The organism is Rhizobium sp. N731 (assembly GCF_001664145.1).
GTDB classification, from domain to species: Bacteria; Pseudomonadota; Alphaproteobacteria; order Rhizobiales; family Rhizobiaceae; genus Rhizobium; species Rhizobium esperanzae.
Genome location: NZ_CP013601.1, coordinates 2602125 through 2626380, shown reverse-complemented (window position 1 = coordinate 2626380; position 24256 = coordinate 2602125). Strand labels below are relative to the sequence as shown.

The following is a 24256-nucleotide window of genomic DNA, read 5'->3' as shown; positions in this document are numbered from 1 at the left end:
AAGTCTTACCTCTGGCTCATCGCCAAACGACAAGGAGCAGAGACATGAGCAAGCCAAGAAGCGTGCTGGTAACGGGCGCGACCGGACAGCAGGGCGGCGCGGTCGCCCGCGCATTGCTGGCGCGGGGCCACCGCGTCAGGGCGATCTGCCGTAGACCGGAGAGCGACAGCGCCAGGCGCCTGGCCGCGGCGGGAGTCGAAGTCGTCGCCGGTGATCTCGACGATGCCGGGTCGGTGACGCAGGCTGCGAGCGGTGTCGACACGATGTTCCTGATGGGCAATAGCTACGAGGCCGGGACGGATGCGGAAACCCGCCAGGGCATCACCGCCGCGAATGCGGCGAAGGCTGCCGGTATCGGGCACCTGATTTATTCCTCCGTCGCCGACGCCGACAGAAGGACCGGCATTCCGCATTTCGACAGCAAGTTTCTGGTCGAGCAGCATATTGCCGGGCTCGGCATTCCCTATACGATCAGCGCGCCCGTCGCCTTCATGGAAAACACCGTGGCGGCGTGGGCTATCGACGGGCTGCGCCAGGGCGTCTACGCCGCAGCCCTGCCGCCCGGGCGCGTGTTGCAGCAGATCTGCCTTGCCGATATCGGCGCTTTCGTTGCGGTCCTGACCGAACGGCGCGAACAGGTATTCGGCAGGCGTTTCGACATTGCCGGTGACGAATTGTCCGGCGAGGAGCAGGTGAAAGTCCTGTCGGAAGTGCTCGGCCGTCCGATCGGCTATCAGGAATTGCCGATTGCCGCGATGCGGCAGCAGAGCGAGGATGCGGCGCTGATGTATGAATGGTTCGACCGCACCGGCTACGACGCCGACATTCTCTCCCTTCGCCGCGATTTTCCTGACGTTGGCTGGCACCGTTACGCCGATTGGGCAGGCGGGTTTGATTGGAGCGTTCTGGACAAGGCTGGCGGCTGACGCGTTCCGCGGCGGTTGACGGGCGGCAGATCCTTGGCGCAGGGCCGAGGATGAGGGACAAGGAGATCCGGCGGACCGACAGCGATTATCCGCTTGCGGCCGTCGGCGGCGCGTTCATAATCAGCCACGGTCCTTTGGGGGAGGAGGCTTCAATGCCGTCGAGTTTTCATGTCGAAAGTGCGGATGGTTATGAGCGGCTGATGGGCCGGTGGAGCCGGAAGCTGGCGCCGATGCTCATCGATTTTGCCGGGCTGGCGGATGGCGATCGCGTGCTCGACGTCGGCTGCGGCACCGGCAGCCTGGCGTTCACGCTTGCGCAAACGCCCGGCCTGCGGGAGATCGCCGCCATCGATTATTCTCCTGTCTTCGTCGAGGCGGCGAAACGGGCCAATACCGATCCACGCATATCGTTCCAACAGGCGGATGCCTGCTCCTTGCCTTTCGAGGACGGCCGTTTCGACAGGGCGATTTCGCTGCTGATGCTGCATTTCGTGCCGGAGGCGGGCAAGGCGGTGGCCGAGATGGCTCGCGTCGTCCGCCCCGGCGGCGTGGTCGCCGCCGCCGTCTGGGACCATTACGGCGGTATGTCGAACATGCGGATGCTGTGGGATACTGCCGTCATGCTCGACGAGGACGCGCTGCCGCTGCGCCGCCGATATTGTTTTCAGCCGATGATGCGGCCGGGGGAAATGAAACAGACCTTCATCGCGCAGGGCCTTTCCGATGTCGAGGAAACCTCGCTCCTGGTGCGGATGGACTATCTTTCCTTCGACGATTATTGGCAGCCGATCGCAGCCGGCGAAGGGCCGCTCGGCAGGTATGTTGCGGGACTCGAGCCGGACAAGAAAAAGGCCGTCGACGCCGCCATTCGGGCCGCCTATGAGGCTGGCGAGCCGGATGGGCCGCGATCGTTCGCTTCAGTGGCGTGGGCGTGCCGGGGCAGGGCGGAGCATCCTTCATCTTCCGCGCATGAAACCTGAGCCTTTTCAGTAGATTACAAATTGTCCATGTCGTGATATCGCCGCATTTCCTACAGATTCCCGTCGCAATCGGCTGTCAGCCTGTCACCATCAAGTGATCAGGAGGTGATCGGGCATGAGCCTCTCTTTCCCGACGATGGCGGCGATCCGGTTCGGTTATGGTTTCCGGCCGGGCGAGGTGGCGCCGCAAAGCAAGGATGAGCTGATCGGGCAGTTGTCCAAAGGCGCGGCGGCGACGCCGGATTTTCCGCTCGGCGGCGCCGACATGCGCCATCGGGCGATCCTCAGTTTGCAGGACCAGCTGAAGCAGATCCGGGAAGATGCCAAGACGGTCACTGACGATCCGACGCGGCGCGAGATGCGTAAGGCTGTGCAGCGCCAGGCGCAGCAGCAGTTTCAGCACGATGCGAACCTGCGGCTGATGCAGGCGGTGCTGTCGCCCCACGGCTTTTACGAGCGGCTTTCGACCTTCTGGACCGATCATTTCTCCACCAGCGCCAATAAGAGCCTGCCGATGCGCCTCATCGTGCCCCTCTACGAGGCCGAGGCAATCCGGCCGTTCATTTCGGGCAGGTTCGGCGATCTTCTGCGCAGCGCCACCGCTCATCCCGCCATGCTGATCTACCTCGACCAGGCGGATTCGCTCGGGCCGGATTCGGCCGGCGGCGTCAAGCGCAACAAGGGGCTGAACGAAAATCTCGGACGCGAGCTCCTGGAACTGCACACGCTCGGGGCCGGCAGCGGCTATACCCAGGCGGATGTTACCGCCGCGGCCATGGTGCTGACGGGACTCACCATCGACCGCAAGGAGATGGATATCGCCTTTCGGCCGAACATTTCGGAGCCCGGCGAGCATCAGGTGCTCGGCGTCAGTTATGGCGGGCGCCGGCGCTCGCGCGAGGATTATCTCGACATGCTCGATGACCTCTCGATCCATCCGAAGACGGCGGCGCATATCAGCCGCAAGCTCGCGGTGCATTTCGTCTCCGACCAGCCAGACGAGGGGATGGTCTCCGACATGGCGGCGGCTTGGAGAAAGACGGATGGCGACCTCACCGCCGTCTATACCGCCATGCTCGACCATCCGGCCGCCTGGCAGAACGAGGGCGCCAAGGCGCGCCAGCCGTTCGATTTTGTTGTTGCCGGTCTGAGGGCGCTGAATGCGGGGCCGGTCAACGGCGTCGTCGGCAGCTTCCTGGCAGCCAATCAGCAGGGAACGGACGAGGGCGATATGGCTGCCAATACGCCTGGCATGGCGGGAGCGCCAGTGACGACGGATCCCGCCGGAGAGGCGAGGGACAAGCGGCTCAAGGCCTTTCGGGCGGCGCGGGCATTGGGGCAGGGGGCGCTGAAGCGCATGGGCCAGCCGACCTGGCTGCCGCCGAGCCCTGCCGGTTTCGAGGAAGGCTTTTCCGCCTGGATCACCGGCAGTCAGCTCGCCGAGCGCCTGGCCTGGGCAAGGCGGGCTGCGACGCAGTTCGGCCGCGACGAGGATCCGCGCGCGTTCCTGAGATCGACGCTTGCCGATGCCGCGCGCGATGAAACGATCCGCGTGGTATCGCAGGCGCCGAACAGGATCAGCGGTTTGACGCTGGTGCTGGCATCGCCGGAATTCAACCGCCGATAGGAGGCTCCCAATGAACCGGATCTTGCTTTCCCGCCGCGGTTTTCTGACATCGGCCTGCTGTCTTGCCGCCGCCCCCGTTTTCACGCCGGTCACCTTCGCAGCGATGCCGGGCGATAATCGTTTCGTCACCATTGTGCTGCGCGGCGCGATGGACGGGCTCGACCTGGTGCAGCCTTTCGGCGACGCCGGTTTTGCCGCGCTCAGGCCGACCTTGGCATTGACGCCGGACAGCGGACTTCTCGATCTCGACGGGCATTTCGGCCTCAATCCCGCCGCCGCCGACCTGATGCCGCTCTGGAAGAGCCGAGAGCTCGCCTTCGTCCATGCTGTGTCGACGCCCTATCGCGACCAGCGCAGCCATTTCGACGGGCAGGACATGCTTGAATCCGGCGGCGAACATGTCGCCGAGGAAAAGACCGGCTGGCTGAACCGGGCGCTCGCTGTCATCCCCCGCTCGGATGCGCGCAAGGCGATCGACGTCAACACGTCGACGGAGCTGATCCTCTCCGGGCCGAACGATGTCGACGTCTGGGCATCGGATTCCAATCTGGCGCCGGCGCGTGACGAGATGCAGTTCCTGGCGCGGCTCTATGCCGGTGATCCGCCCTTCGCCCAGGCACTTGCCGAGGCGACGCGCGCCGACGGCGCTGCGATGATGATCGAGCCGGACGGGGAGCGCGGCGAGAAGATCGGCGACGTCGCGGCGCTCGCGGCCAACATGCTGAAGGGCGATTACCGCATCGCCAGCTTCTCGATCACCGGGTGGGACACCCATATCGGCCAGGCCGGCCAATTCAAGCGACCGGCAGGGGATCTCGCCCAGGCGATCAACACGCTGAAGACGACGCTCGGGCCCGAGATCTGGGCAAAGACGGTGGTGCTTGCCATGACGGAATTCGGCCGCACCGTCCGCCAGAACGGCTCCGCCGGCACCGACCACGGCACCGGCGGCTGCGCTGTCCTTGCCGGCGGCGCGATCAACGGCGGCCGCATCCTCGGCCGCTGGCCGGGGATCGGCGATGGCCAGCTGCTCGACGACCGCGACCTGATGCCGACGGCCGACGTGCGCGAGGTGGCGGCGGCGATGCTCTACCGGCAGTTCGATGTCGGTGTGGACGATCTGACGGGGAAGATATTTCCCGGGCTGGGCTTTGATAAGGGATCACCGTTTTTGAAGGTGTGAGAGGGGCGGGACGGCACAACGACCAGCCCTCATGGTGAGGAGCCCGAAGGGCCGTCTCGAACCACGGGGGCGGGTGGCTTGGCATCACGCCAGCATCCGCACTCGGCGAAGCGGAGGCCAGCCCGTCCTTCGAGGCCCCTGCGGGGGCACCTCCAGGATGAGGCTGGAGAGAGGGCGCGACCTTCCAACAAGGTTTGAGAATTTGCCGCTGCCCGGTCCCTCGCTTTCGCTCAGGGCGTTCGGCCCCGCGGTCGATTCACTGGATCGATCGCTCCCGCTTCGCGGGACCGGGCCTCACTCCAACACATCATAAAGCCTGAAGATGAAGCTCACCTGGTAGAGCAGGTTGCCGATGACGAAGATTGTGTGGAAGCGGCGGTTCGCGGTCCAGGCGGCGAGGGCGCAGAGCAGGATGTAGACGATGTTACGGGCGGGATATTCCCAGCCGAGCGAGAGGATGCGCTCCGGACCTTTGATCGCCGTGTCGAGGATATCGACGGCGTAGATCAGGCCGAGGATGCCGAAGAACCATTTGCGCCGTGAAATGAAATATTCCTCGTAGCCGCCATATTCATCGAGGCTCGCCGGGAAGAGCAGGGCGCAGAGCAGGAAGAACAGGCTGCAGAAGCAGACGAGGAAGAGATAGATGCCGAAGCCGATGACGGGCACGGCCTGCAGGCGGTATTCCCACCACCAGATATGGATGATGAAGAGGAACAGGGACAGCGCCCAGCCGAGATGGACGACATAGACCCGCGCCTTGGCCGGGTGTTGGACGATACCGGCAACGCCGGTCAACAGCCTCGCGAGCGAAAGGCTGATGACCATGCCCATCACCACCTTGATATGAAGGAAGACCTCCGGCGAGCTGACCGTTTCCATGGTGTCGATCCCGGCCTGTCACTCCTCGGGGACTTGCTTGGGCTTGCCCTCTTCGTCGAGCGCCACCATGATGAAGGTGGCGGCGGTGACCTTTTCCATCTTGGCATAACGCGAGCGGTGCGCCCAGGCTTCGACGATCAGCGTAATCGATGTGCGCCCGACGCGGTCGATATCGGTATAGACCGAAAGCGTATCGCCGATCTTGACCGGCAGTTCGAAGGCCATCTCCTTGACGGCGGCGGTGACGACGCGGCCCTTGGCGCGCTCGGCGGCGCGGATACCGGAGGCAAGGTCCATCTGCGCCATGACCCAGCCGCCGAAAATATCGCCGGCCGGATTGGCATCGCCCGGCATGGCGAGCGTGCGCAGCGTCAGTTCGCCTCGCGGCTTGGCGGCATCGGTCATGGAAGTTTCCTTCAGGCTGGGTGTTACGATTCTGCAGCCACGTTAGGCGAACTCGTTGCGTGGACCAATCCCTTTCGGTGCCAGCGAAGGCGGCGGTGCAAATATCGCGGCCGTCATCGGCTGAAATCTCATTCGATTTCAGCGGGTTGAATTTTACAACCGCCACTTCACCTTACGTTATTTAACCGCCTTCTAATAAAACTTTACGCTCCAGTAATTCCGGTGGTTCACAATGAAAGCGGTCTCTATCCAAGAATCGCCGGGAACCCTCATGCGTAACGTCAAGATTTCCACCCGTCTTTACTGCCTCGTCGGCTTCACGCTTGCCGTGCTCGCGGCGACGATGGTCTTCTTTCTGAACTATTCCTATTCCGAGCTGGAAGCGGAGCGGAAGGCCGGGCTGGAGAAGATGGAGGCGACAGCTCTCGGCATCTTCGACAAATATTACAAGATGGAACAGGCGGGTACGATGACCCGTGAGCAGGCGCAGGCGGCCGCCAAGGACGTGATCGGCGCCATGCGCTACGGCGCCGACGGCTATTTCTGGATCAATGACATGCGCCCCGCTATGGTGATGCATCCGATCAAGCCGCAACTGAACGGCACCGATATCTCCCAGATGAAGGACCCGACCGGCAAGTTCCTGTTCGTCGAGTTCGTCAACAAGGTGAAGAAGGACGGCAAGGGCTTCGTTGATTATTACTGGCCGAAGCCGGGCGCCGATGAGCCCGTGCTGAAATATTCCTATGTCGCCGGTTTCGAGCCCTGGGGCTGGATCGTCGGCACCGGCGTCTATGCCGATGACCTGGCGGCTCTCTATCGCCAGAATGCGATCTGGGCTGCAGCGCTCTGCCTGCTTGGCGCGGCCGCCACCATCGCGATCGCTTATGCTATCGTCCGCAGTGTGACGGCGCCGATTGCCCGACTGAAGACGGCGATGAATGCGATTGCCGCCGAGGAAGCATCGGTCGAGATCGCCGGCGCTGACCGTCGCGACGAGATCGGCCAGATGGCCAAGGCGCTGCTGGTTCTGCGCGACTCTGTCGACGAGCGTAGCGCATTGCGCGGGCGCGAAGACGAAAGGCAGCGCCAGATCGAGGACGAGCGCCGTGGCAACGAGGCGAGCTTGCGCTCGGCTTCCGAGCGGCAGAGCCGCGCGATGCAGGCGCTCGGTGTCGGCCTGGAGAAGCTTGCAAGCGGCGATCTGACCGTTTCGATCGGCGATATCGGTGACGACTACGCGAAACTGCGCAGCGACTTCAACGCCGCCGTCGATGCGCTGAACGGCGTCATCCATGCGATCGCCGAATCGAGCCGCGTCGTCAACGACAGCGCGTCCGACATCAGCGAGGCGACCGGTAATCTGTCGAAGCGCACGGAGCAGCAGGCGGCCGCACTCGAAGAAACGGCCGCAGCGCTCGACGAAATCACCGCGACGGTCAAGACCGCGTCCGAGCGGGCGAACGAGGCGCGCGAGATGGTGGCCGAAACCAAGGCGAGCGCCGGCCGCTCCGGCGACATCGTCCGCAACGCCGTGACCGCGATGGGCCGGATCGAGGAATCCTCGAGCCGCATCAACCAGATCATCTCTGTTATCGATGAGATTGCCTTCCAGACGAATCTGCTGGCGCTGAACGCCGGCGTCGAGGCTGCGCGGGCCGGCGAGGCGGGCCGCGGCTTCGCCGTCGTCGCCCAGGAAGTGCGCGAACTTGCGCAGCGTTCCGCCAATGCGGCCAAGGAGATCAAGGAACTGATCAGCCGGTCGGCTGCGGAAGTCGAGGGCGGGGTTGCGCTGGTGCGCTCGACAGGTGACGCGCTGCTGGAGATCGAGGCGCTGGTCAACCAGGTGAACGACCATGTCGCCTCGATCGCGACGGCGGCGCGCGAGCAGTCGACGGGGCTCAACGAGATCAACAGCTCCGTCAATCACATGGACCAGATGACGCAGCAGAACGCTGCGATGGTCGAGGAGACGACGGCGGCCAGCCGCACGCTTGCCGACGAAAGTACGCAGCTGAAGACGCTGCTTGCGAATTTCCGCCTGCGCGAGGCGGGGCGTCCGACCGAAACCCGATACACACGGGCAGCGTGAAAAACGGCAAAGATCAAAGGCCGGGCGACCGGCCTTTTTCAATTCCCACCGCCTTCAGATTGTGCCGGTAAGTTTTCATTCACCGTTTTTAATTAAAATTGGACCGAGTTTTTTCGGTCACTCTGCGGCCGGCCCATGGAAGCGATAAGAGTATGGCGTTTGTTTCCTTTCCGCGGCGAGCCTTCCTGCCCGTGCTGCTCTCGGCGGCGCTGACCACCTGTTCGATCAGCGATGGGCTGGTGCCGCCGGCCAATGTCGACAATGGCACCCGGGTCAGTTCGATTTCACCGTCTCGCGGTGCCGCGCGTATGGCGCGTGCGGAGCGCCTTGCGCCGGCGGAAACTCAGGCCTCTTATCCTGTTTCCGGCGGGCCTGTCGGCAGCAGTCAGGGCTCGGTCGATTATCTCGATACGCCGAACCTTGCCGGCGCCGGGCACACGGCACAGGCGCCGCAGACGCTGGCCGCGCCGGAATCCCATGGCCGCAAGCTGCCGATGATCGACAGCGACGAGGCGCTGGCGGCGGGCCAGCCGAACGGCAACTGGGGCGGCACGCAGAACCTTGCTGTCCCGTCCGGCGGTGTCAACATGGATGAAGAGCTCGGGGCCGAACCGGTCGTCGGGCTGGCGCAGGAACAGCAGCAGCAGATCGCCGAGGGCAACGCCAGCGAACCTGTCGTCGACGGCATCGGCACCGACAGTCCGGCTCAGATCAATCAGCCAGTGCGCCAGTCCGCACCCCGGGCAATGCCGCAGCCGGCAGCCCAGGCCGAGATGAGCCGAGCTCCCGCCTGGAATGACGGCCGCCCTGTCTTGGAGCCGACCCGCGTTCCCGAAGAGGACGAGAGCGAAGAAGTCGCGATGCTCCGGCCCAACAATCCGATGATGAGCCAGCCCGCCGCACCGGTCGACCCGAGCGTCATGCCGGCTTCCGAGCTCGCCTGCCGGCGCGAACTGAAGCGTATGGGCGTGCTCTTCGACGAGAAGCCGCCGATATCGCAAGGGCCGGCCTGCCAGGTCCCTTATCCGGTCTCGCTAAAGGGCCTTTCCGGCAATATCGGCGTGCAGCCGGCGGTGACGCTGAATTGCCAGGTGACGCTCGCCTTCGCCAAGTGGGTGAAGAACGAGTTGGCGCCGTCGGCCCGCTTTCGCTACTGGAGCGGCATCAAGACGATCCAGCCGCTCGGCGGCTATTCCTGCCGGCGCATGAACAACAGCCGGCAGAGATATAATCCGATGTCGGAACACGCCCGCGGGAATGCTATCGACGTCGGCAAGTTCGTGCTGAAAAACGGCCACGCGATCGATGTGCGCAAGAAGGGCCTGTTCTCCTATCGCGAGGGCCGGCTCTTGAAGGCGGTACGCACCGATAGCTGCCGCTATTTCAACACGGTGCTCGGGCCGGGCAGCAACCCGGAACACTGGAACCACTTCCATTTCGATATGCGCTCCCGCAAGAGCGGCAAGGTCTATTGCGACTGAGCTTGTGGCATTGTCGGAGAGAGGCGCAGTCACGCTGCATGACGTCCGCCGGCAGAAAAGGGTTCATCCCCGCCGCCGGGCGCGCTATAGAAGGGCGAGGCGGATTGCCGTTTGAGAGTTTGATCCATGAGCTATGAATTTCATGTCGGCCAGAAGGTGGTCTGCATCAACGACACCTTCAAGCATGTCAGCATCGACCAGCTGATCCGCAAGGGCGAGATCTATACGATCCGCTGGGTGGGCGAATATACCCACTATGTCGACGGCACGTTCATCGGGGTGAAGCTCGCGGAAATCCATCGCGGTAATGATGACGGGCCGGAAGGCTACGGCGCCGCCGACATGCCCTATCGCGCGACGCGCTTCCGGCCGCTGGTAAAGGACAAAATCGCATCGTTGCGCAAGCTTCTGGCGCCGACGCCCGATGCGCCGGCCGAGCCGAAGGAAAAGACCAGGAAAAAAGAGAAGGTCTGAGTGCCGCTCCGGCGCTGCAGCGGCCGACAGCCCACAAATCCGTCAGGTTTCGAACGGTGATCTCCGGTTCTGCTCGTTGACATCCATTAACGAACATGTTTGTTACGAACATGTTCGTTAATGGAGATAGGTCAATGGCGCGACAGCCCAGGAGCCGGCGCGAGAGGCCGAGCAAGCCGGCTTTGAGCCGCGAGGGGATCGTTGAAGCAGCGTTGCACCTGTTCCATCAGGAAGGACTGGCGAAGGTCACGATGCGGCGTGTGGCCGCCGTGCTCGATACCGGGCCTGCGTCGCTTTACGTTTATATCAGCGACACCGAGGATCTTCACGCCGAGATCCTCGATGCGCTGCTTGCGGGCGTTGCCGTGCCTTCTTCATCAGCGGATTGGCGCGGCCGGCTGAAAGGCACGCTTCGCAGCTATATGGCGGTGCTTTTCGAGCATCAGGAACTGGCGCGGATGGCAATGTCGACCATGCCGAGCGGAGCGAACTACCTCGCACTTGTCGAGACGATTCTGGCACTCCTGAACGAGGGTGGCGTGCCGGACGCCGATGCGGCATGGGCGGTCGATCTGCTGCTGCTCTACGCCACGGCGCAGGCCGCCGAAAAGGCCGCCTGGAAGGCATCGTCACGCTCGCCATCGGAGTTCTCCTCGCTGACGGTGGCGATCGAAGTGGCCGATGCCGAGGCGCTGCCGAATATCACGCGGCTCAGCGGCGATCTGCTTTCAGGCGGCGGCGAACGGCTGGATTGGGGATTCGATGTGCTGATCAATGGCGTTCTCGCGACACGACGTGCGGAGACGAAAGCATGATCAACATTCTCGGCGCCGGCCTCGGCGGCCTTGTACTCGCCCGCATCCTGCATATCCACGGAATGGATGTGCGCATCTTCGAAAGCGACGCCTCCCCCTCCGCGCGGCATCAGGGCGGCATGCTCGATATGCATGTGGAGACCGGCCAGAAAGCGCTCGGGGCTGCCGGCCTCTACGAGAAGTTTCGCAAGATCGTCCTGGAGGAAGGCGATGCCTTTCGCGTTCTCGACAAGGCGGGCAGGGTGCATCTCGCGGAAGCCGGCAACGATCTGCGTCCCGAAGTCGAGCGCGGCCAATTGCGGACCATGTTGATCGCATCAATGCCGGAAGGGATCATCCGATGGGGGCATCGCGCTACTGCTGTCGCTGCCGCGGCGGATGGCGCCTATATCGTCAGCTTCGCGAACGGGCTATCGGTCCGGACGGACGTGCTGATCGGCGCCGACGGCGCCTGGTCGAAGGTGCGGCCGCTGCTGACCGATAGCGAGCCGGTCTATACCGGCCTGTCTTTTGCGGAAGCGCGTTTGACGGAGGTCTCCGCCCGGTTTCCGAAGCAGGCCGAGATCGTCGGGAAGGGGACAATGATGGCGCTTTCCGAACGCAAGGCCATTCTGGCTCATCGCGAGCCGGGCGATATGATCTGCAGCTACGCTGCCTTCGAGGCGCCGGCCGAGTGGTCGGCCGAAGTCGTGTCGAAGGCCGGAGGCCTGCTCGAAGACGTGCTGGCGCGGTTCGACGGCTGGGACCGGTCGCTCGTCGATCTCATCGCCGGGAGCGAGGCGCCTTTGGTTGCAAGGCCGCTCTTTGCCTTGCCCGTCGGCCTTCGCTGGGGTCGCAGGGCCGGTGTCACCCTGATCGGCGATGCCGCGCATCTGATGTCTCCCTTCGCCGGTGAGGGAGCCAATCTCGCCATGCGCGACGGCGCGGACCTGGCCCAGGCGATCCTCGCTCACGACGATATCGAGGCGGCGCTCGCCAGCTACGAAACCGCCATGTTTCCCCGCAGCGAAAGCGCTGCTCAGGAATCAACCGCGGGTCTTGCTCTCTGCTTCAACGACCAGGCGCCGCATCCTCTCGTCGATTTCTTCCTCGGTATGCGTCCGGGGGTGGAGGCGGTTGCTACGTGATAGGCAATCTCCGGGAATTCTTCACGCTCACCGCCGGCACTGTTCTCGGCGATCTCGGCCGGACGCGTTCTTGAAAGACGGCGATCCGATCAGGCCGTTTTCCTGCTGAGGAACAGCCCGGTCTCCTTGCTGACATCGAGCGCGCCGCTACCTTGCCTGAAGGCATCGGCGATCGCCCTGCGAAAACCGCTGAGCTGAGGCTCGCCGGCGCCTTCGCCGGGCGGATAAGAGGTCAGGGCCAGGAAGACATCCTCGGGTTCGGTGATCCGCATGCTTGCCGGATACTGCGACATGGCGACGTTTCCGAATTGTGTCCGCATCATTTGCTCGGCGGCGTCATATCCAAAGGCTACGGCGGCAGGATCGGTCGGCGCGCTGCCGAAGACGGTCGTCAGGCGATAGATCTCGCGCATATTGCCGATTCCGTTGGTGGTGACCGCGAGAAAGCCGCCCGGTTTCAGCACCCTCGCCATCTCCGCGATACCGGCGGCGGGGTTGGGTAGGTGATAGAGCATATGCATGGCGATCACGAGGTCGAAGGCGCCGTCTTCGAAGGGAAGTGTGGCGGCATCGGCTCGGCAGCCTCGAACGGAACCGAAGGGCAATGCGCCGCAGCGCGCCACTACCTCGTCGACCATGCCTGGCGAAAGGTCGGCGAGCGTCAGCTGCAGATTCTCCGGCAGCAGACCCGCCGTTGCCGCCCAGAACCATGCCGGCCCGCAGCCGATGTCGAGGACGCGATCTGCCGGTTTCAAAGGCAGCTGCGCGGCGACCCACGGAAACAAGCCCGTTTCGGCGATGGTATATTCGGTATGGAGCCTGGCGCGGGCGGCGAGCTTGCGGCTGTCGCCATATTGACTCGCATTGCCTTCGGTTATGGAGGACATCTCAACTCTCCGTCTTCCTCGTGAAGCCCCGAGCCTCGAGGCAAGCCTATGGGCGGCCTCCTTCCCGGACAAGACGTGAATGCGCAACCGATCCAGCCTGCCTGCGCGGCTGGCTCAATCTTCCGGCAAGATAAATCGCATCCGATTAAATCGGAATGGTGTTGACATCGGATTCGGTTCGGCGTATTAACACGCATCCGATTTAATCGTGTACGTTAAAAATCATCAAACCGAAAGGATACGACAATGACTGAGAAGCTTCTTTTCGCCGGCAAGACCCACATCGCCGGTGGTCGCAACGGCTATGCACGCAGCAGCGACGGTACGCTCGACATCAAGCTGCCGCAGCCGCATCCGGCGGCCGAAAACCTGTTCGGGGCCGCCTGGTCGGCCTGCTATATCGGTGCCATCGAGCTCGCCGCCGCGCAGCGGAAGATCACTTTGCCAGCCGGTCCCGAGGTCGATGCCGAAATTACGCTCAACGGTGATAACGGCTCCTACTTCCTGCGTGCACGGCTCAATGTCAGCCTTGCAAACATCGACCGCGAGATCGCGCAGGAACTGATCGAGGCGGCCCACGGCATCTGCCCTTACTCCAAGGCGGTCCACGGCAATATCGACGTCGAAACCAAGCTTATCTGAACAGGAAGGGCCGGCCTCGCGCCGTCACTTTCAAGCGGGGGTCTGCCGATCGGCGGCAGACCCGCTTCTGAGCCAGCAGCCAGACCCGCCGATCCGGAGAACATGCCATGAGCAACAGCCACGCGGAGCCGCGCCGGGCCTATGACGAGTTTTCGCTTGTCCTCGATCCCGATGTCTACGAGCCTTTGCCTGACGATTGGCTGATCGGCATCACCGATGTTGTCAGCTCAACCGCGGCGATCCGATCGGGACGCTATGAAGACGTCAATTATGCCGGCGCATCGATCATCGCCGCCCTCGGCAACGCCTGGGGTTCGTTCAATTTTCCCTTTGTGTTTCGCGGAGACGGAGCAGCCTTCGCCTTGCCGGCGAACGGCATCTTGGCGGGGACCTCGGCATTGCGTGACGTCGCGGGCTTCGCCAAAGCCGAGCTTCGTCTCGACCTGCGTGTCGGGCTCGTCACCGTCGGCGAAATCCGTGCCAACGGGCGCGACGTCAGGATCGCGCGCTACGCCGCTTCCGAGAGCGCGACCTATGCGATGTTTGCCGGAGGCGGGCTCAAATGGGCGGAGCGGCAGATCAAGAATGGCCGCTTTCTGGTGAAGCCCGGCCGTTATGCGATGCGGCCTGACCTGACGGGCTTGAGCTGCGACTGGGCGCCATTTCCGAGCCAGCGCGGCGAGATCCTGTCGTTGTTGGTCGAGCCGCGCGACCACACGCGCCCGGAGATCTTTGCGGCGCTGGCAAGACGTGTGCTCGCGGTTTTCGATGCCGCGCCGCGCCGGTCCCATCCGCTTTCCGGAAGGACGGCTATGGCAAGAGAGAAGCAAGTCAGCGCGAAACGCTGGTCGGAGGTCGCCTCCAATTCGGATTTCCGCAAGTTCGACGACGGCCTGCGCCTGACGCTGGACTGCGCGCCGGACCAGATCGACAGCGTCGAAGCCATGCTCGTTGCAGCGCGGGCGCGCGGCGAGATCGATTTCGGGCTGCACCGCCAATCGCATGCGCTGATGACCTGCCTCGTGCCGTCGGGCCAGCCGGATTCGCACCTGCATTTCCTCGACGGAATGGGTGGCGGGTATGCCAAGGCGGCCGAGATGATGGAGGAAGACGCGCTTGCGGAGGGAAGGCAGCGCGCTCTGTAGGGGCGCGCCACTTCTTTTCCGTCATCATGCCTGCCGGTTCGTTTTCGGTCTGAGCAGGTTTAAGAGCATTTCACCAAGCTGAGGCGGCGCCAGTTCGGTTTCGCGTTCTATCTCCGCGGCGGTAAACCATCTGATCGCCGTGTGTTCATCGCCGATAAGTCGCGGAGAGTCCTGCCATCGGTCGACGCGATAGATATGGAAGGTGGCGGATGCCCCGGGCGGGCTTTCCGATACGAACTCTCCGGCCAACAGCCAGTGCTGCGGCGTCACGCCGATTTCTTCCAGCAATTCCCGGCGCAGTGCCGTCTCGGCATCTTCGCCTTGTTCGACGTGACCGCCCGGCAGGCTCCACCGATCCGGGTGTGTCCTGCGCTCCGAACTTCGCCTGGCGAGAAGAGCGCTGCCATTTTCGATCAATACGCCGATTGCGATCTCGGGCATGTCACCAGGTGCCGACATGTGCTGCGATCATGATTTTTGCGGCTCCGCCTGTGCCCGTAGCAGATTGTCGCGCAGCCGCGTCACCGATTTCTGCACGACGGGGAAATCGTCGCCGAGGCCGACGGCGTCGATCAGGGCGGAGCCGGGATCGGTCTTGAGAATTTCGCGTCCCGCTGACGTCAGGCTGACACGCACCTGCCGTTCGTCGGCCGGATCGCGGTGGCGGGTGATAAAGCCGACTGACTCCAGCTTCTTGAGAATGGGCGTCAGCGTGTTGGATTCGAGGAACAGTTTTTCTCCCAGCGTGCTGACCGTCTGATCGTCCTCCTCGGAGAGGGCCACCATGGCGATATACTGGGTGTAGGTCAGGCCGAGCGCGTCCAGGATCGGCTTGTAGGCGCGGCCGAAGGCGAGATTGGCCGAATAGACCGCGAAGCACAGGAAGGTCGACAGCTTCCTGCTGCCGGCCTCCTTGAAGGCGGGCGCAGCCGTGTCGGCCTTTTCTGCGGTTTTAGACGTGATCATAGCTCTATCCTGTCCGGGGTTTCAATAACTATATATATCGCATCCGATTAAATCGCAACGGTGCAAGTGGTGTTTCGAAAAGGCCGGTGCCGTCGGCCCAGGCTTAGGCGAATTTCTCCGTCGCAGCGGTGAAGCCGCCGGAGGAGCCGGATGGTTCGACGCATTCTGGGATGAGCGGTATTGAAGGGCGCTGACGGTCGATCCGCAGCCGGTGCTTTCCCGCAGCGAGCTCAGCCATGCCGACTGGCACGTGCTCGACCTCGTCTATCTCTCGACCGGCGCGTTTCGCATCGGCGGCTGGCTGCCGCTGCCGCGGAGGGCAGGTGCGGTGCGGCCTCGGCGCCGCTTTCCATCTGATATTTCTGGATTGCGGTTACGGCCAACGCAGTGCCGCCGTCGCCACCGGCGCGTCCCAGAGAGCGATTTCCTCGTCGGTCAGCAAAGCAAGGGTGACAGACAGCCCCTGCATGTCGAGCGAGGTGACGTAGGTTCCAACAAGCGAGCGCTCGATCGGAATGCCTCTTTCCTCGATGAAACGGCGGGCGCTGTTATAGGCGAGGTAGAGTTCGGCGGGCGGCGTGCCGCCGAGGCCGTTGACGAACAGCAGGGCTCGCATGCCCGGCGCTGCCGCGATGTCATCGGCGATGGTTTCGCAGAGATGTCCGATGATGGCGTCGGCGGCGGCGAAGGGCTGCCTGACATGGCCGGGCTCGCCGTGGATGCCGACGCCCATTTCCATTTCGCCGGGTCCGAGCGCAAATGTCTTGCGTTCGGTCTGCGGCACTGTCACGCCGTTCAGGGCCACACCCATCGAGCGGTAGCGTCTGTTCAATCCCTCGCCAAGCTGCTTCAATTCGGCAAGCGACATTCCGCGTTCGGCCGCGGCACCTATGAGCTTTTCGACGATCAGCGTTCCGGCGACGCCGCGCCGGCCGCGGCCTTCGCCTGTTCTCGACGTCTCGATATCGTCGCTGACGACGACCATGTCGAGGCTGTGGCGGTCGCCGGCCATCTCGATCGCCATTTCGAAATTCATCAGGTCGCCATCGTAATTCTTGACCACGAGCAGGCAGCCGGCGCCGGTGTCCGCCTCCTCAATGGCGGCAATGATCTGGCTCGGTGTCGGCGAGGTGAAGATATGGCCGACACAGGCGGCATCCAGCATTCCCTGGCCGATGAAGCCGATATGCATCGGTTCATGGCCGGCGCCGCCGCCTGAGATGAGCGCCACCTTGCCCAACGTGAGGTGGCGGCGGCGGATGCATTTGCGCTCGGCCCCGAACACCACGAAGGCCTCATGGGCGCGCACGAAGCCTTCGACGCTTTCGGCGACCATGGTTTCCGCAGTGTTCATGAACTTCTTCATCAAGCCCCTCCCAGAGCCAAGCATTACGCCACGTCAGTTCACTGCTCACTCGCTTCTGAAATCGCGACGATCTTCTGCACAAGATCGGAGATCGCCTCTTCGAGCAGGCGGTTTTTGCGATCGTCACCGAAGTCAGGCACCATCAGCGACAGGTGCCGCAATTTCTCAGAATGGCCGAGATCCGGCAGCTTGCCGGGATGGGCAGCCTGATAGGCTTCGAGAAAGCGCTCCTCTTCAGCGGCGCTGAAATGGCAGACACGGACGATGGTTGCCAGATGGCGCGCCGGCAGCGGGGTCGCATATGTCGGACTGGTGATCTGGGTAACGAAGCTGCGATGTTTGCCAAGCGCCGTCGCCAGGCGCTGGCGCGTGCCCGATGGTCTGTTGTCGATGATCTGCGCCAGAATGGACTTGTAGACGATAATGGCGTCTTCGGTGTCTTCGCGCGCCATTCTATTCTCCGGCTGCCTTTGTGCCATCGGCATTGAGACCGATGATTGCCGAGCTTATCGCGGGACGCCGGGCCGGCGCCACGGAAAAATGCCGGAGGCCAGCGGCGAGCAGCCCGGAGAGATAGCGGGGATCGCCGGCCATATCGCCGCAGATGCTAACGGGCTTGCCGGCGGCAAGCTTCACCGCCTGGGCAATAAGCCGGAGCACGGCGGGTGCGGCCTTGCCGGCATCGACGTTGATGTCGTCGCGGGCGGATGCGGCAAGATACTGTGTGAGATCGTTGGTTCCGAACGAGAAGAACGCCGCCGACCCGAAGGTGTCGAGCATCAATGCGGCCGATGGTACCTCAACCATCATGCCGATCGGCGGCATCCGGTGTGGCAGCGAACGGCGGCCGAGCCTTTCGGCTTCTTCCCGGAATATCTCGCGCATCCTGTCGATTTCCTCGGGAAAAGTCACCATCGGCAGCATCACCGAGAGCTTGCCGTAGACGGCGGCGCGCAGCAGGGCGCGGGCCTGCACACGGGCAATTTCCGGCCGGGCAAGCAGCAGCCGGATGCCGCGCAGGCCCGGTTCGAGAATCAGCATGTCTTCGAGGCCGGTGAGCGGCTTATCGCCGCCGATGTCGAGCATTCTTATGATCACTGGCTTTTCCCCCGCCTGTTCCAGCACACGGCGATAGATCGCCACTTGCCTTTCCTCGTTGGCGGCATCGGCGAGCGAAGTGACCGAAAATTCCGAGCGCATCAGGCCGACGCCCGCCGTTGCCGGATCGAGCGCGTCGATCTCGGCGGGATCGTTGATGTTGATGGAGATGAGGATCGGCACGCTGTCCGCCGTGCGGAGCTCGCCGCTTACGGTTTGCGTGTCGACGGCAGGCACTTGAGTGGGTGCCGGCGGCGGGATCAGCATGCCGCCCGCCTCCAGAATGACCGCACCGGCGTCGCCATCCACACTGACAGGATCGCCGTCTGCGGCTGAAAAGCGCCCGGTGGCGACAACCATCGGCACGGATTTCGCCCGTGCGAGCAGGGCGACATGGCCGGCGGTGCTGCCCGCAAACAGCGCGATGCCGCCGCCTTTCGACCAGTCGTGGGCGAGAAAGCGACTTGGCTCCATGTCCTTGCCGACGAAGACCGAGCCGGCCGGGAAATCGGCAACCGGGGTGCCGGCGAGCGCGCCGAGCACACGGTTCTTGATGTCGAGAATATCGACGGCACGCGCCCGCATCTGTTCCTCGTCGGCCGCTTCGAGTTCGCTGATATAGGCGTCGAGCGTGGCGACCCAGGCGAAGACCACGTTCTGGTCCTTTTCCATACGCGCGCCGGTCGCTTCCGCGATCGTTGGATCTCGCAGCACCTCGATCTGAAAATCGATGATATCGCGGCTTTCGGCATCGGCGCCCTCGGCAAGGCGCTCGAGTTCGCCGATCGAGATATCGATCGCCTTTTCCAGCGCGCCGAATCCGCCGGCGATTTGAGGCGGGAGATCGGCGTCCGGCCGCTCGGCGGCGGAAGGAGCTTTCGGCTCCTCCGCGAGAAAGGCCGGGCCGGATGCGACGCCCGGGGATGCGCTCTTTGCTTTCAGCCTAAGCGGTTCGGCCATGTTTCTTTTCCTCATCGAAATTGCGCTCGATGAGTTCCTTCAGCGCACGGATCGCCTCTTCGGCGAGAATGCCGTCGGCGCGGATCCGGAGGACAGACCCTTTGCGGATTCTCGCATTCATGATCTTGATGATGCTCTTGCCGTTCAGCCAAACGTCGCTGCCGTTGACTGCGACCTCGATCGAACAAGGGAAGGACTTGGCAAGCCGCGTGAAGGTGACGGAGGGGCGGGCATGCAGCCCGACGCCGTGCTTGACTTCCACCTCCGTCTGGCAGTTCACATGCAATGGACCAGGCTCCTGTTTTTCAATACGCAATCCGTTCGTCATCAGGGGGACAGTTCCTCGGCTGTAGCGACGACCTTGGCCAGTGACGCGCCCCCCGACGCTTCGGCAGCAGCGATGACGGCGCCTTCGACCAAAGGCGCGTTGCAAATGGAGACGAGCGCCGAACGGGGAAGCCCCAGCATTTCGATCGCCATCTCGCTGTTGGTTTCGGCGCCGCCGAGATCGACGAAGACGGCGACGCCGGCATCGGACCAGGCGGCTTCGATCGCCCTCAGGATGCCGCCAGCATCGGTACCGAGTTCGCCGTGGACATTGCCGCCCGACCAAGCGAGCGGCACGCAGTCGCCGACCATCTGGCGCACCATGTCGGCTATGCCGCGTGCCACCAGCGGCGAGTGGGAAACGATCACGATACCCACGTTTGCGGTCTTAGCAGTCATGTCGGTCCTTGCATTCATTGGGGCCGCTGCTCCCCGAGATAGCGGCAGATCGCAGTGGTCAGCAACGCGCAGCTCCACGCGCCGGGATCGACGTGGCCGATCGAACGGTCGCCGAGATAAGCCGCACGCCCGCGCATTGCCTTCATCGCGGCGGTCCTATTGGCGGAACGTTCGGCCTTGCGGGCGATGTCACCGAGTGGTGATCGCTTCGCCAGTGCCGCATGTACGGGATAGAGTACGTCGAGTAGGGTCTTGTCGCCCGTATGGGCGCGTCCGCGCCTTGCCACCGCGTCGATCGCCTGTTTCAGCACCTGCGGAAAATCGGCCGCTTCCTCACTTTTGCGAAGCTCGCGGCCGATCTCCATCAGCAACGTGCCGTAAAGCGGGCCGGCCGCACCGCCGACATTCATCACCAGCGCCAGGCCGATCTTTTCCACCGCGTCGGGGAAGGGCAGGTTGGACAGGCTCTCGCCCTCGGCGCTCACCGCCTCGCAGCCGCGCCGCATATTGGTTCCGTGATCGCCATCGCCGATGGCGCGATCGAGCGCGCAAAGGTGATCGGTATTCTCCGCGATCGTCGCGCGGCACACCTCGATCAATCCTGCCACCAGCATCGGTTCCGCCTGCACTGCCGTCCTCCCTGTCGCCACATCTCCCGCGCGGCTCTCAAACTTTACGCCGCTCAGGCCAGGCTTGCCACCACGCCGAACGCGCCAGCAACGGCGACCGCACCGGGATCGGCAACCCCCGCCAGATCCCTTTCTCCGACATAGGAGGCGCGTCCGGCTCTCGCCTTCGTCATCGTCTTCGTCGACTCCGCACCCGCTGCGGCTGCCTTTGCGGCTGCGCCGACATCGCCGGATGCGAGCGCCTGCAGGGCAGGCGAGAGCGCATCGACCATCGTCCGGTCGCCAACTGAGGCTCCACCATAGAACGTCATCCTGTCGAGCCCGGCAAGAAGGGCTGCCGATATATCGGCCTTGTCGGCCATCGCCTTTGCCGCCGCTGTGAAGAAGATCGACAGCAGCACGCCGCTCGATCCGCCCATGCTGGTACGGAGAATATCGCCAAGCGAGGCGAGCGTTGCCGCCGGCCGGTCGAGCGGCAGCATGTCCAGGCGCGCAAGCACGCTGCGGGCGCCCGTCGCCACCGTCGAGCCGGTATCGCCGTCGCCGACGCGGCCGTCCAGCCTATTGAGTTCGCTTTCCTGCGAAATCAGATGCTCACAGAGCGCCGTGATCAGGCGACGGTTGCGGCTGTTCTCCCCGGCCACTGCCGCGCCGTTCAATCCGGCTGATGTTTTCGGCGCGGCGATGATCTGGATCTCGTGGAGCTCGACGGCCGGCACCCAGGCATGCGGTTCGACCGTAGCCGTCAGCGCCGCTTCACGCGCGGCATCCAGCCGGATCAGCGACAGCGAGAAACCGTTCATGTTGAGCGCAGTCATCATCGGCGCTGGGCCGATGATCAGCCGGATGCGGCGGCCAAGCGATGAGGACAGCACGGCATTGGCGATGACGGTCATTTCGAGCGGCGGCACGGCGCCGAGATTGTTGATGAGGAGGGCGTGACTTGCCCCCTCGCGCAGCGCAGGCGACAGGCGCGCCACCATGGTGGCGACGATATCGGCGACTGGCTGCATGGCGATACGCTCAAGGCCGGGCTCGCCATGGATGCCGAGGCCGAGTTCGCCTTCATCAGCGCCGAGACGGTCCTCATGCGCCTGGCCGGGCACGCTGCAGGTGGAGAGAGACATGCCGAGCGAGACGATATCGCCAGCCGCACTTCTGGCCTGGGCTGTGACCGTTGTCAGGTCCTCGCCCCTTTCGGCGTGATAGCCAACGATCTTATGGACGAACAGCGTGCCGGCGACGCCGCGCGGCTGGTTGATGCCGGGGATGGCGATGTCGTCGGCGACGATGACCATCTCGACGTCAAAGCCTTCGGCGCGCGCCTTTTCGGCGGCGAGGCCGAAATTCAGGCGGTCGCCGGTGTAGTTCTTGACGATCAGCAGGGCGCCCTTAGGGCCCGTCACGGCGCGAATCGCCGTCAGCACGGCATCGACACTCGGGGACGCAAAGATTTCGCCGGAGACGGCTGCCGTCAGCATGCCCTTGCCGACGAAGCCAGCATGCGAAGGCTCATGGCCGGCGCCGCCGCCGGAGATGATCGCCACCTTCGACTTGTCCCAGTCCGCGCGCAGGATCACCTTGATTTCGGGAAAGCTGTCGAGGCGGGCGAGACGACCGTTGCCGCTCGTCAAAAGCAGACCGTCCAGAGCTTCGGTAACGATAGTTTCCCTGCGGTTGAAAAAGTGTTTCATCGATTGAGACCCGTCTGTTTGTTTTTCATGCCGTCGTCATGTGTGTTTGCCGGTCAGGATAGGCGCTGTCCAGCCGCATCGAAATAAAGCGGATCGCGCAGCGTCAGGCTGATCCGGTCGCCCGGCGCGATCGCCAGATATGGATCTGCAAGTGTGACGAGCTTGTGATTGCCAGCTCTAATATGGAGATGGTTTTGGTCGCCGAGATGCTCGATCCAGTCGATCTCGGCATTGGCGTCCTTGCCGACAATGATATCGAGATGTTCGGTGCGGGCGCCGACTGTTTTTGTACCAGCCGGCGGCTGACCGCCGGGAAGCAGGTCCGCCGGCAGAAGGTTGATATGCGGCTGGCCGAGGCGGGCGGCGACATGCAGGTTGGCGGGATTGCTGTAGATTTCGCGCGGCGTTCCGACCTGCATCAGCCGGCCCTCGGCAACGATGCCGATACGGTCGGCCATGGTCATGGCTTCCACCTGGTCGTGGGTGACATAGAGCAGCGTCGAGCCCAACTCCTTCTGGATGCGCTTCAGCTCCAGGCGGAGTTCGGCGCGCAGCTTGGCGTCGAGCGAAGACAGGGGCTCGTCCATCAGATAGATCGCCGGCCGGCGCACCAGTGCCCGGCCGATCGCGACACGCTGCATCTCGCCGCCGGAAAGCCTGGTCGAGCGGTTGGCGAGTTTATGGTCGATCCGGACCATGCGCGCGACCTCGCGCACGCGGCGGTCGATCATCTCGGCGCTCAGCTTGCGCACAGGCGCCTTCAGCGGGAAGGCGAGGTTGTCGTAGACCGTCATGTGCGGATAGAGCGAATATTGCTGGAAGACGAAGGCGACATCGCGTTCGGCGGGCGCCTCAGTGGCGACATTGCGGCCACCGATTTCGATGCGGCCGCTGTCCGGCTTTTCCAAGCCGGCGATCAGCCGCAGCGTCGTGGTCTTGCCGGCGCCTGTGGGACCGAGCAGCACGACGAATTCGCCGTCGCGGATCGACAGATCGAGATCGGCCAAAGCCTGAGTATCGCCGAAGCGCTTGGCGAGGTTCCTAAGGACGATGTCAGCCATGCCGGGTCTCCTGATAAAGCTGCGATGGCACCGCGCGGCCCGACGTGCAGTCGAAGAGCGTGAGTTTTACCGGGTTGAATTCCAAGCCGACGGTCTCGCCGATCCGGAAGGTGCGATTGGCGGGAACGCGGGCCTTTATAAGGCTGCCCCGAGTTTCGACAGCCACGACCTGATTGGTGCCGAGATATTCGCTGCCGTAGACGGCGCCGCGAAGGGGCGACGCATCGCTGAAGCGGATATGCTCCGGCCGCACGCCGAGCGCCAGCTCGCTCTCGGCCATGTCCTGATGGATCTCGGGAACAGCGACATCGACTCCATCGATCACGATGGACGTGTCGCCGCTTTTCAGGCCCGAGGTGAAGCGCATGAAGTTCATCGGCGGCGAGCCGATGAAATCGGCGACATACATGGTCGCGGGCTTGGCATAGATCTCCTGCGGCGTGCCGAACTGCTCGATGACGCCATGGTTCATGACGGCGATCTTGTCGGCCATCGCCATTGCCTCGTGCTGGTCATGAGTGACGTAGACGGTGGTGGCATGGATGCGGTTGTGCAGTTCGCGCAGCTCGTGGACCATGACCTCGCGGAACTCGGCGTCGAGCGTGCCGAGCGGCTCGTCCATCAGGAAGCATTTCGGGCGCCGGACGATGGCGCGGCCGAGCGCCACACGCTGCCGGTCGCCGCCGGCAAGGCCGGAGACTGAGCGGTTGAGAATACGATCGATCTGTAGGAGCCGCGCGGTCTCTTCGACGCGCTGACGGATTTCGGCCTTGGGCATGCCCTGTGACAGCAAGGGGAAGCCGATATTCTTGCGCACATTCATATGCGGGTAGAGCGCAAAGAGCTGGAAGACGAAGGCTATGTCGCGGGCGCTGGCGCGGTTGAAGGTGACGTCCTCCCCGTCGAGATAGATCTTGCCGCTCGAGGGCAGCTCGAGGCCGGCGATCATGCGAAGCGTCGTCGTCTTGCCGCAGCCTGATGGACCGAGCAGCGCCAGGAACTCGCCGTCATGGACGGTGAAGCTCGAATCCTGAACGGCAACGAAGCTGCCGAATTCCTTGCGGAGATTTTCAATCCGGATGTCCGCCAT

The 24256-nt window shown here is 63.6% G+C and carries 25 protein-coding genes; 11 read left to right on the top strand and 14 right to left on the bottom strand.

The genetic code is table 11. The features are described from left to right. Positions 1 to 44: 44 nt before the first annotated feature. From AMK02_RS12960 to AMK02_RS12945, 4 genes are all read left to right on the top strand, one after another. A complete protein-coding gene (locus AMK02_RS12960; RefSeq protein ID WP_064803316.1) occupies positions 45 to 926 on the top strand; it encodes an NmrA/HSCARG family protein in 882 nt (293 codons plus the stop codon). A 152-nt stretch (positions 927 to 1078) separates the two neighbouring features. Then, positions 1079 to 1906: a class I SAM-dependent methyltransferase gene (locus AMK02_RS12955; RefSeq protein ID WP_064806199.1), complete on the top strand. Its 828-nt coding sequence runs from the start codon at positions 1079 to 1081 to the stop codon at positions 1904 to 1906. 115 nt (positions 1907 to 2021) lie between these two features. Then, on the top strand, positions 2022 to 3533 hold the full coding sequence (locus tag AMK02_RS12950) for a DUF1800 domain-containing protein (protein WP_064803314.1): 1512 nt from the start codon (positions 2022 to 2024) through the stop codon (positions 3531 to 3533). Positions 3534 to 3543: 10 nt separating this feature from the next. Next, a complete protein-coding gene (locus AMK02_RS12945) occupies positions 3544 to 4716 on the top strand; it encodes a DUF1501 domain-containing protein (protein WP_064803313.1) in 1173 nt (390 codons plus the stop codon). 294 nt (positions 4717 to 5010) lie between these two features. Here the strand turns inward: AMK02_RS12945 and AMK02_RS12940 are convergent, their stop codons facing one another. Both AMK02_RS12940 and AMK02_RS12935 read right to left on the bottom strand, forming a co-directional pair. Beyond that, entirely contained in the window at positions 5011 to 5598 is a 588-nt protein-coding gene (locus tag AMK02_RS12940) for a hypothetical protein (protein ID WP_064803311.1), read from the bottom strand. 18 nt (positions 5599 to 5616) lie between these two features. After that, on the bottom strand, positions 5617 to 6003 hold the full coding sequence (locus tag AMK02_RS12935) for an acyl-CoA thioesterase (RefSeq protein WP_064803309.1): 387 nt from the start codon (positions 6001 to 6003) through the stop codon (positions 5617 to 5619). A 271-nt stretch (positions 6004 to 6274) separates the two neighbouring features. Between AMK02_RS12935 and AMK02_RS12930 the strand changes: the two genes are divergently transcribed. The 5 genes from AMK02_RS12930 (at position 6275) to AMK02_RS12910 (ending at position 11992) form a co-directional block, all read left to right on the top strand. Further along, a complete protein-coding gene (locus AMK02_RS12930) occupies positions 6275 to 8095 on the top strand; it encodes a methyl-accepting chemotaxis protein (RefSeq protein ID WP_064803307.1) in 1821 nt (606 codons plus the stop codon). Positions 8096 to 8247: 152 nt separating this feature from the next. After that, a complete protein-coding gene (locus AMK02_RS12925; protein WP_064803305.1) occupies positions 8248 to 9576 on the top strand; it encodes an extensin-like domain-containing protein in 1329 nt (442 codons plus the stop codon). 126 nt (positions 9577 to 9702) lie between these two features. Next, positions 9703 to 10050: a hypothetical protein gene (locus tag AMK02_RS12920; RefSeq protein ID WP_039620463.1), complete on the top strand. Its 348-nt coding sequence runs from the start codon at positions 9703 to 9705 to the stop codon at positions 10048 to 10050. A 134-nt stretch (positions 10051 to 10184) separates the two neighbouring features. Further along, complete coding sequence (locus AMK02_RS12915) at positions 10185 to 10865, top strand: TetR/AcrR family transcriptional regulator (RefSeq protein ID WP_237358311.1); 681 nt, start codon at positions 10185 to 10187, stop codon at positions 10863 to 10865. Then, positions 10862 to 11992 carry an FAD-dependent oxidoreductase gene (locus AMK02_RS12910; protein ID WP_064803303.1) on the top strand — a complete coding sequence of 377 codons (1131 nt, stop codon included), beginning with the start codon at positions 10862 to 10864 and terminating at the stop codon, positions 11990 to 11992. Before AMK02_RS12915 ends, AMK02_RS12910 begins: the two co-directional genes overlap by 4 nt. 89 nt (positions 11993 to 12081) lie before the next feature. On the opposite strand, the gene AMK02_RS12905 is transcribed toward AMK02_RS12910, so the two are convergent. Continuing rightward, on the bottom strand, positions 12082 to 12879 hold the full coding sequence (locus AMK02_RS12905) for a class I SAM-dependent methyltransferase (RefSeq protein WP_064803301.1): 798 nt from the start codon (positions 12877 to 12879) through the stop codon (positions 12082 to 12084). A gap of 246 nt (positions 12880 to 13125) precedes the next feature. Between AMK02_RS12905 and AMK02_RS12900 the strand changes: the two genes are divergently transcribed. Together AMK02_RS12900 and AMK02_RS12895 are read left to right on the top strand one after the other, a co-directional pair. Continuing rightward, positions 13126 to 13521 carry an Ohr family peroxiredoxin gene (locus AMK02_RS12900; RefSeq protein ID WP_064803300.1) on the top strand — a complete coding sequence of 132 codons (396 nt, stop codon included), beginning with the start codon at positions 13126 to 13128 and terminating at the stop codon, positions 13519 to 13521. Positions 13522 to 13628: 107 nt separating this feature from the next. Continuing rightward, positions 13629 to 14666, top strand: coding sequence for a DUF3095 family protein (locus AMK02_RS12895; protein WP_064803298.1), 1038 nt, complete (start codon positions 13629 to 13631; stop codon positions 14664 to 14666). Positions 14667 to 14690: 24 nt separating this feature from the next. Here AMK02_RS12895 and AMK02_RS12890 read toward each other — a convergent pair whose 3' ends face one another. From AMK02_RS12890 to AMK02_RS12840, 11 genes are all read right to left on the bottom strand, one after another. Then, positions 14691 to 15107 (bottom strand): NUDIX hydrolase, encoded by a 417-nt coding sequence (locus tag AMK02_RS12890; protein WP_064803296.1) that lies wholly within the window; start codon positions 15105 to 15107, stop codon positions 14691 to 14693. A 27-nt stretch (positions 15108 to 15134) separates the two neighbouring features. Beyond that, positions 15135 to 15632, bottom strand: coding sequence for a MarR family winged helix-turn-helix transcriptional regulator (locus tag AMK02_RS12885; RefSeq protein ID WP_064803294.1), 498 nt, complete (start codon positions 15630 to 15632; stop codon positions 15135 to 15137). Between the two features lie 373 nt (positions 15633 to 16005). Next, the gene (locus AMK02_RS12880) at positions 16006 to 16998 is read right to left on the bottom strand and encodes a dihydroxyacetone kinase subunit DhaK (RefSeq protein WP_064803292.1); all 993 of its coding nucleotides are present in this window, start codon (positions 16996 to 16998) and stop codon (positions 16006 to 16008) included. A gap of 38 nt (positions 16999 to 17036) precedes the next feature. Continuing rightward, positions 17037 to 17450, bottom strand: a complete 414-nt coding sequence (locus AMK02_RS12875) for a hypothetical protein (RefSeq protein WP_064803291.1) — start codon at positions 17448 to 17450, stop codon at positions 17037 to 17039. Position 17451: 1 nt separating this feature from the next. After that, positions 17452 to 19056, bottom strand: coding sequence for a putative PEP-binding protein (locus tag AMK02_RS12870; protein ID WP_064803289.1), 1605 nt, complete (start codon positions 19054 to 19056; stop codon positions 17452 to 17454). After that, positions 19040 to 19384: an HPr family phosphocarrier protein gene (locus tag AMK02_RS12865; protein WP_064803287.1), complete on the bottom strand. Its 345-nt coding sequence runs from the start codon at positions 19382 to 19384 to the stop codon at positions 19040 to 19042. The genes AMK02_RS12870 and AMK02_RS12865 overlap by 17 nt, the downstream gene beginning before the upstream one ends. Continuing rightward, positions 19384 to 19782: a dihydroxyacetone kinase phosphoryl donor subunit DhaM gene (gene dhaM, locus AMK02_RS12860; RefSeq protein ID WP_064806193.1), complete on the bottom strand. Its 399-nt coding sequence runs from the start codon at positions 19780 to 19782 to the stop codon at positions 19384 to 19386. Before dhaM ends, AMK02_RS12865 begins: the two co-directional genes overlap by 1 nt. 14 nt (positions 19783 to 19796) lie before the next feature. Next, a complete protein-coding gene (gene dhaL, locus AMK02_RS12855; RefSeq protein ID WP_064806195.1) occupies positions 19797 to 20396 on the bottom strand; it encodes a dihydroxyacetone kinase subunit DhaL in 600 nt (199 codons plus the stop codon). A gap of 68 nt (positions 20397 to 20464) precedes the next feature. Next, positions 20465 to 22105 (bottom strand): dihydroxyacetone kinase subunit DhaK, encoded by a 1641-nt coding sequence (locus tag AMK02_RS12850; RefSeq protein WP_064803286.1) that lies wholly within the window; start codon positions 22103 to 22105, stop codon positions 20465 to 20467. A gap of 53 nt (positions 22106 to 22158) precedes the next feature. Continuing rightward, on the bottom strand, positions 22159 to 23166 hold the full coding sequence (locus AMK02_RS12845) for an ABC transporter ATP-binding protein (RefSeq protein ID WP_064803284.1): 1008 nt from the start codon (positions 23164 to 23166) through the stop codon (positions 22159 to 22161). Beyond that, on the bottom strand, positions 23159 to 24256 hold the full coding sequence (locus AMK02_RS12840; RefSeq protein ID WP_064803282.1) for an ABC transporter ATP-binding protein: 1098 nt from the start codon (positions 24254 to 24256) through the stop codon (positions 23159 to 23161). The genes AMK02_RS12845 and AMK02_RS12840 overlap by 8 nt, the downstream gene beginning before the upstream one ends.

Bases quoted from the DNA above. Each gene is read 5' to 3' on its own strand.
- AMK02_RS12915 (WP_237358311.1), top strand. From the start codon at position 10,185: ATGGCGCGACAGCCCAGGAGCCGGCGCGAGAGGCCGAGCAAGCCGGCT.
- AMK02_RS12910 (WP_064803303.1), top strand. From the start codon at position 10,862: ATGATCAACATTCTCGGCGCCGGCCTCGGCGGCCTTGTACTCGCCCGC.
- dhaM (WP_064806193.1), bottom strand. From the start codon at position 19,782: ATGACTGCTAAGACCGCAAACGTGGGTATCGTGATCGTTTCCCACTCG.
- AMK02_RS12885 (WP_064803294.1), bottom strand. From the start codon at position 15,632: ATGATCACGTCTAAAACCGCAGAAAAGGCCGACACGGCTGCGCCCGCC.
- AMK02_RS12875 (WP_064803291.1), bottom strand. From the start codon at position 17,450: ATGGCGCGCGAAGACACCGAAGACGCCATTATCGTCTACAAGTCCATT.
- AMK02_RS12955 (WP_064806199.1), top strand. From the start codon at position 1,079: ATGCCGTCGAGTTTTCATGTCGAAAGTGCGGATGGTTATGAGCGGCTG.
- AMK02_RS12865 (WP_064803287.1), bottom strand. From the start codon at position 19,384: ATGACGAACGGATTGCGTATTGAAAAACAGGAGCCTGGTCCATTGCAT.
- AMK02_RS12880 (WP_064803292.1), bottom strand. From the start codon at position 16,998: ATGAAGAAGTTCATGAACACTGCGGAAACCATGGTCGCCGAAAGCGTC.
- AMK02_RS12900 (WP_064803300.1), top strand. From the start codon at position 13,126: ATGACTGAGAAGCTTCTTTTCGCCGGCAAGACCCACATCGCCGGTGGT.
- AMK02_RS12935 (WP_064803309.1), bottom strand. From the start codon at position 6,003: ATGACCGATGCCGCCAAGCCGCGAGGCGAACTGACGCTGCGCACGCTC.
- AMK02_RS12960 (WP_064803316.1), top strand. From the start codon at position 45: ATGAGCAAGCCAAGAAGCGTGCTGGTAACGGGCGCGACCGGACAGCAG.
- dhaL (WP_064806195.1), bottom strand. From the start codon at position 20,396: ATGCTGGTGGCAGGATTGATCGAGGTGTGCCGCGCGACGATCGCGGAG.
- AMK02_RS12845 (WP_064803284.1), bottom strand. From the start codon at position 23,166: ATGGCTGACATCGTCCTTAGGAACCTCGCCAAGCGCTTCGGCGATACT.
- AMK02_RS12925 (WP_064803305.1), top strand. From the start codon at position 8,248: ATGGCGTTTGTTTCCTTTCCGCGGCGAGCCTTCCTGCCCGTGCTGCTC.
- AMK02_RS12930 (WP_064803307.1), top strand. From the start codon at position 6,275: ATGCGTAACGTCAAGATTTCCACCCGTCTTTACTGCCTCGTCGGCTTC.
- AMK02_RS12840 (WP_064803282.1), bottom strand. From the start codon at position 24,256: ATGGCGGACATCCGGATTGAAAATCTCCGCAAGGAATTCGGCAGCTTC.
- AMK02_RS12905 (WP_064803301.1), bottom strand. From the start codon at position 12,879: ATGTCCTCCATAACCGAAGGCAATGCGAGTCAATATGGCGACAGCCGC.
- AMK02_RS12890 (WP_064803296.1), bottom strand. From the start codon at position 15,107: ATGCCCGAGATCGCAATCGGCGTATTGATCGAAAATGGCAGCGCTCTT.
- AMK02_RS12945 (WP_064803313.1), top strand. From the start codon at position 3,544: ATGAACCGGATCTTGCTTTCCCGCCGCGGTTTTCTGACATCGGCCTGC.
- AMK02_RS12940 (WP_064803311.1), bottom strand. From the start codon at position 5,598: ATGGAAACGGTCAGCTCGCCGGAGGTCTTCCTTCATATCAAGGTGGTG.
- AMK02_RS12920 (WP_039620463.1), top strand. From the start codon at position 9,703: ATGAGCTATGAATTTCATGTCGGCCAGAAGGTGGTCTGCATCAACGAC.
- AMK02_RS12950 (WP_064803314.1), top strand. From the start codon at position 2,022: ATGAGCCTCTCTTTCCCGACGATGGCGGCGATCCGGTTCGGTTATGGT.
- AMK02_RS12895 (WP_064803298.1), top strand. From the start codon at position 13,629: ATGAGCAACAGCCACGCGGAGCCGCGCCGGGCCTATGACGAGTTTTCG.
- AMK02_RS12850 (WP_064803286.1), bottom strand. From the start codon at position 22,105: ATGAAACACTTTTTCAACCGCAGGGAAACTATCGTTACCGAAGCTCTG.
- AMK02_RS12870 (WP_064803289.1), bottom strand. From the start codon at position 19,056: ATGGCCGAACCGCTTAGGCTGAAAGCAAAGAGCGCATCCCCGGGCGTC.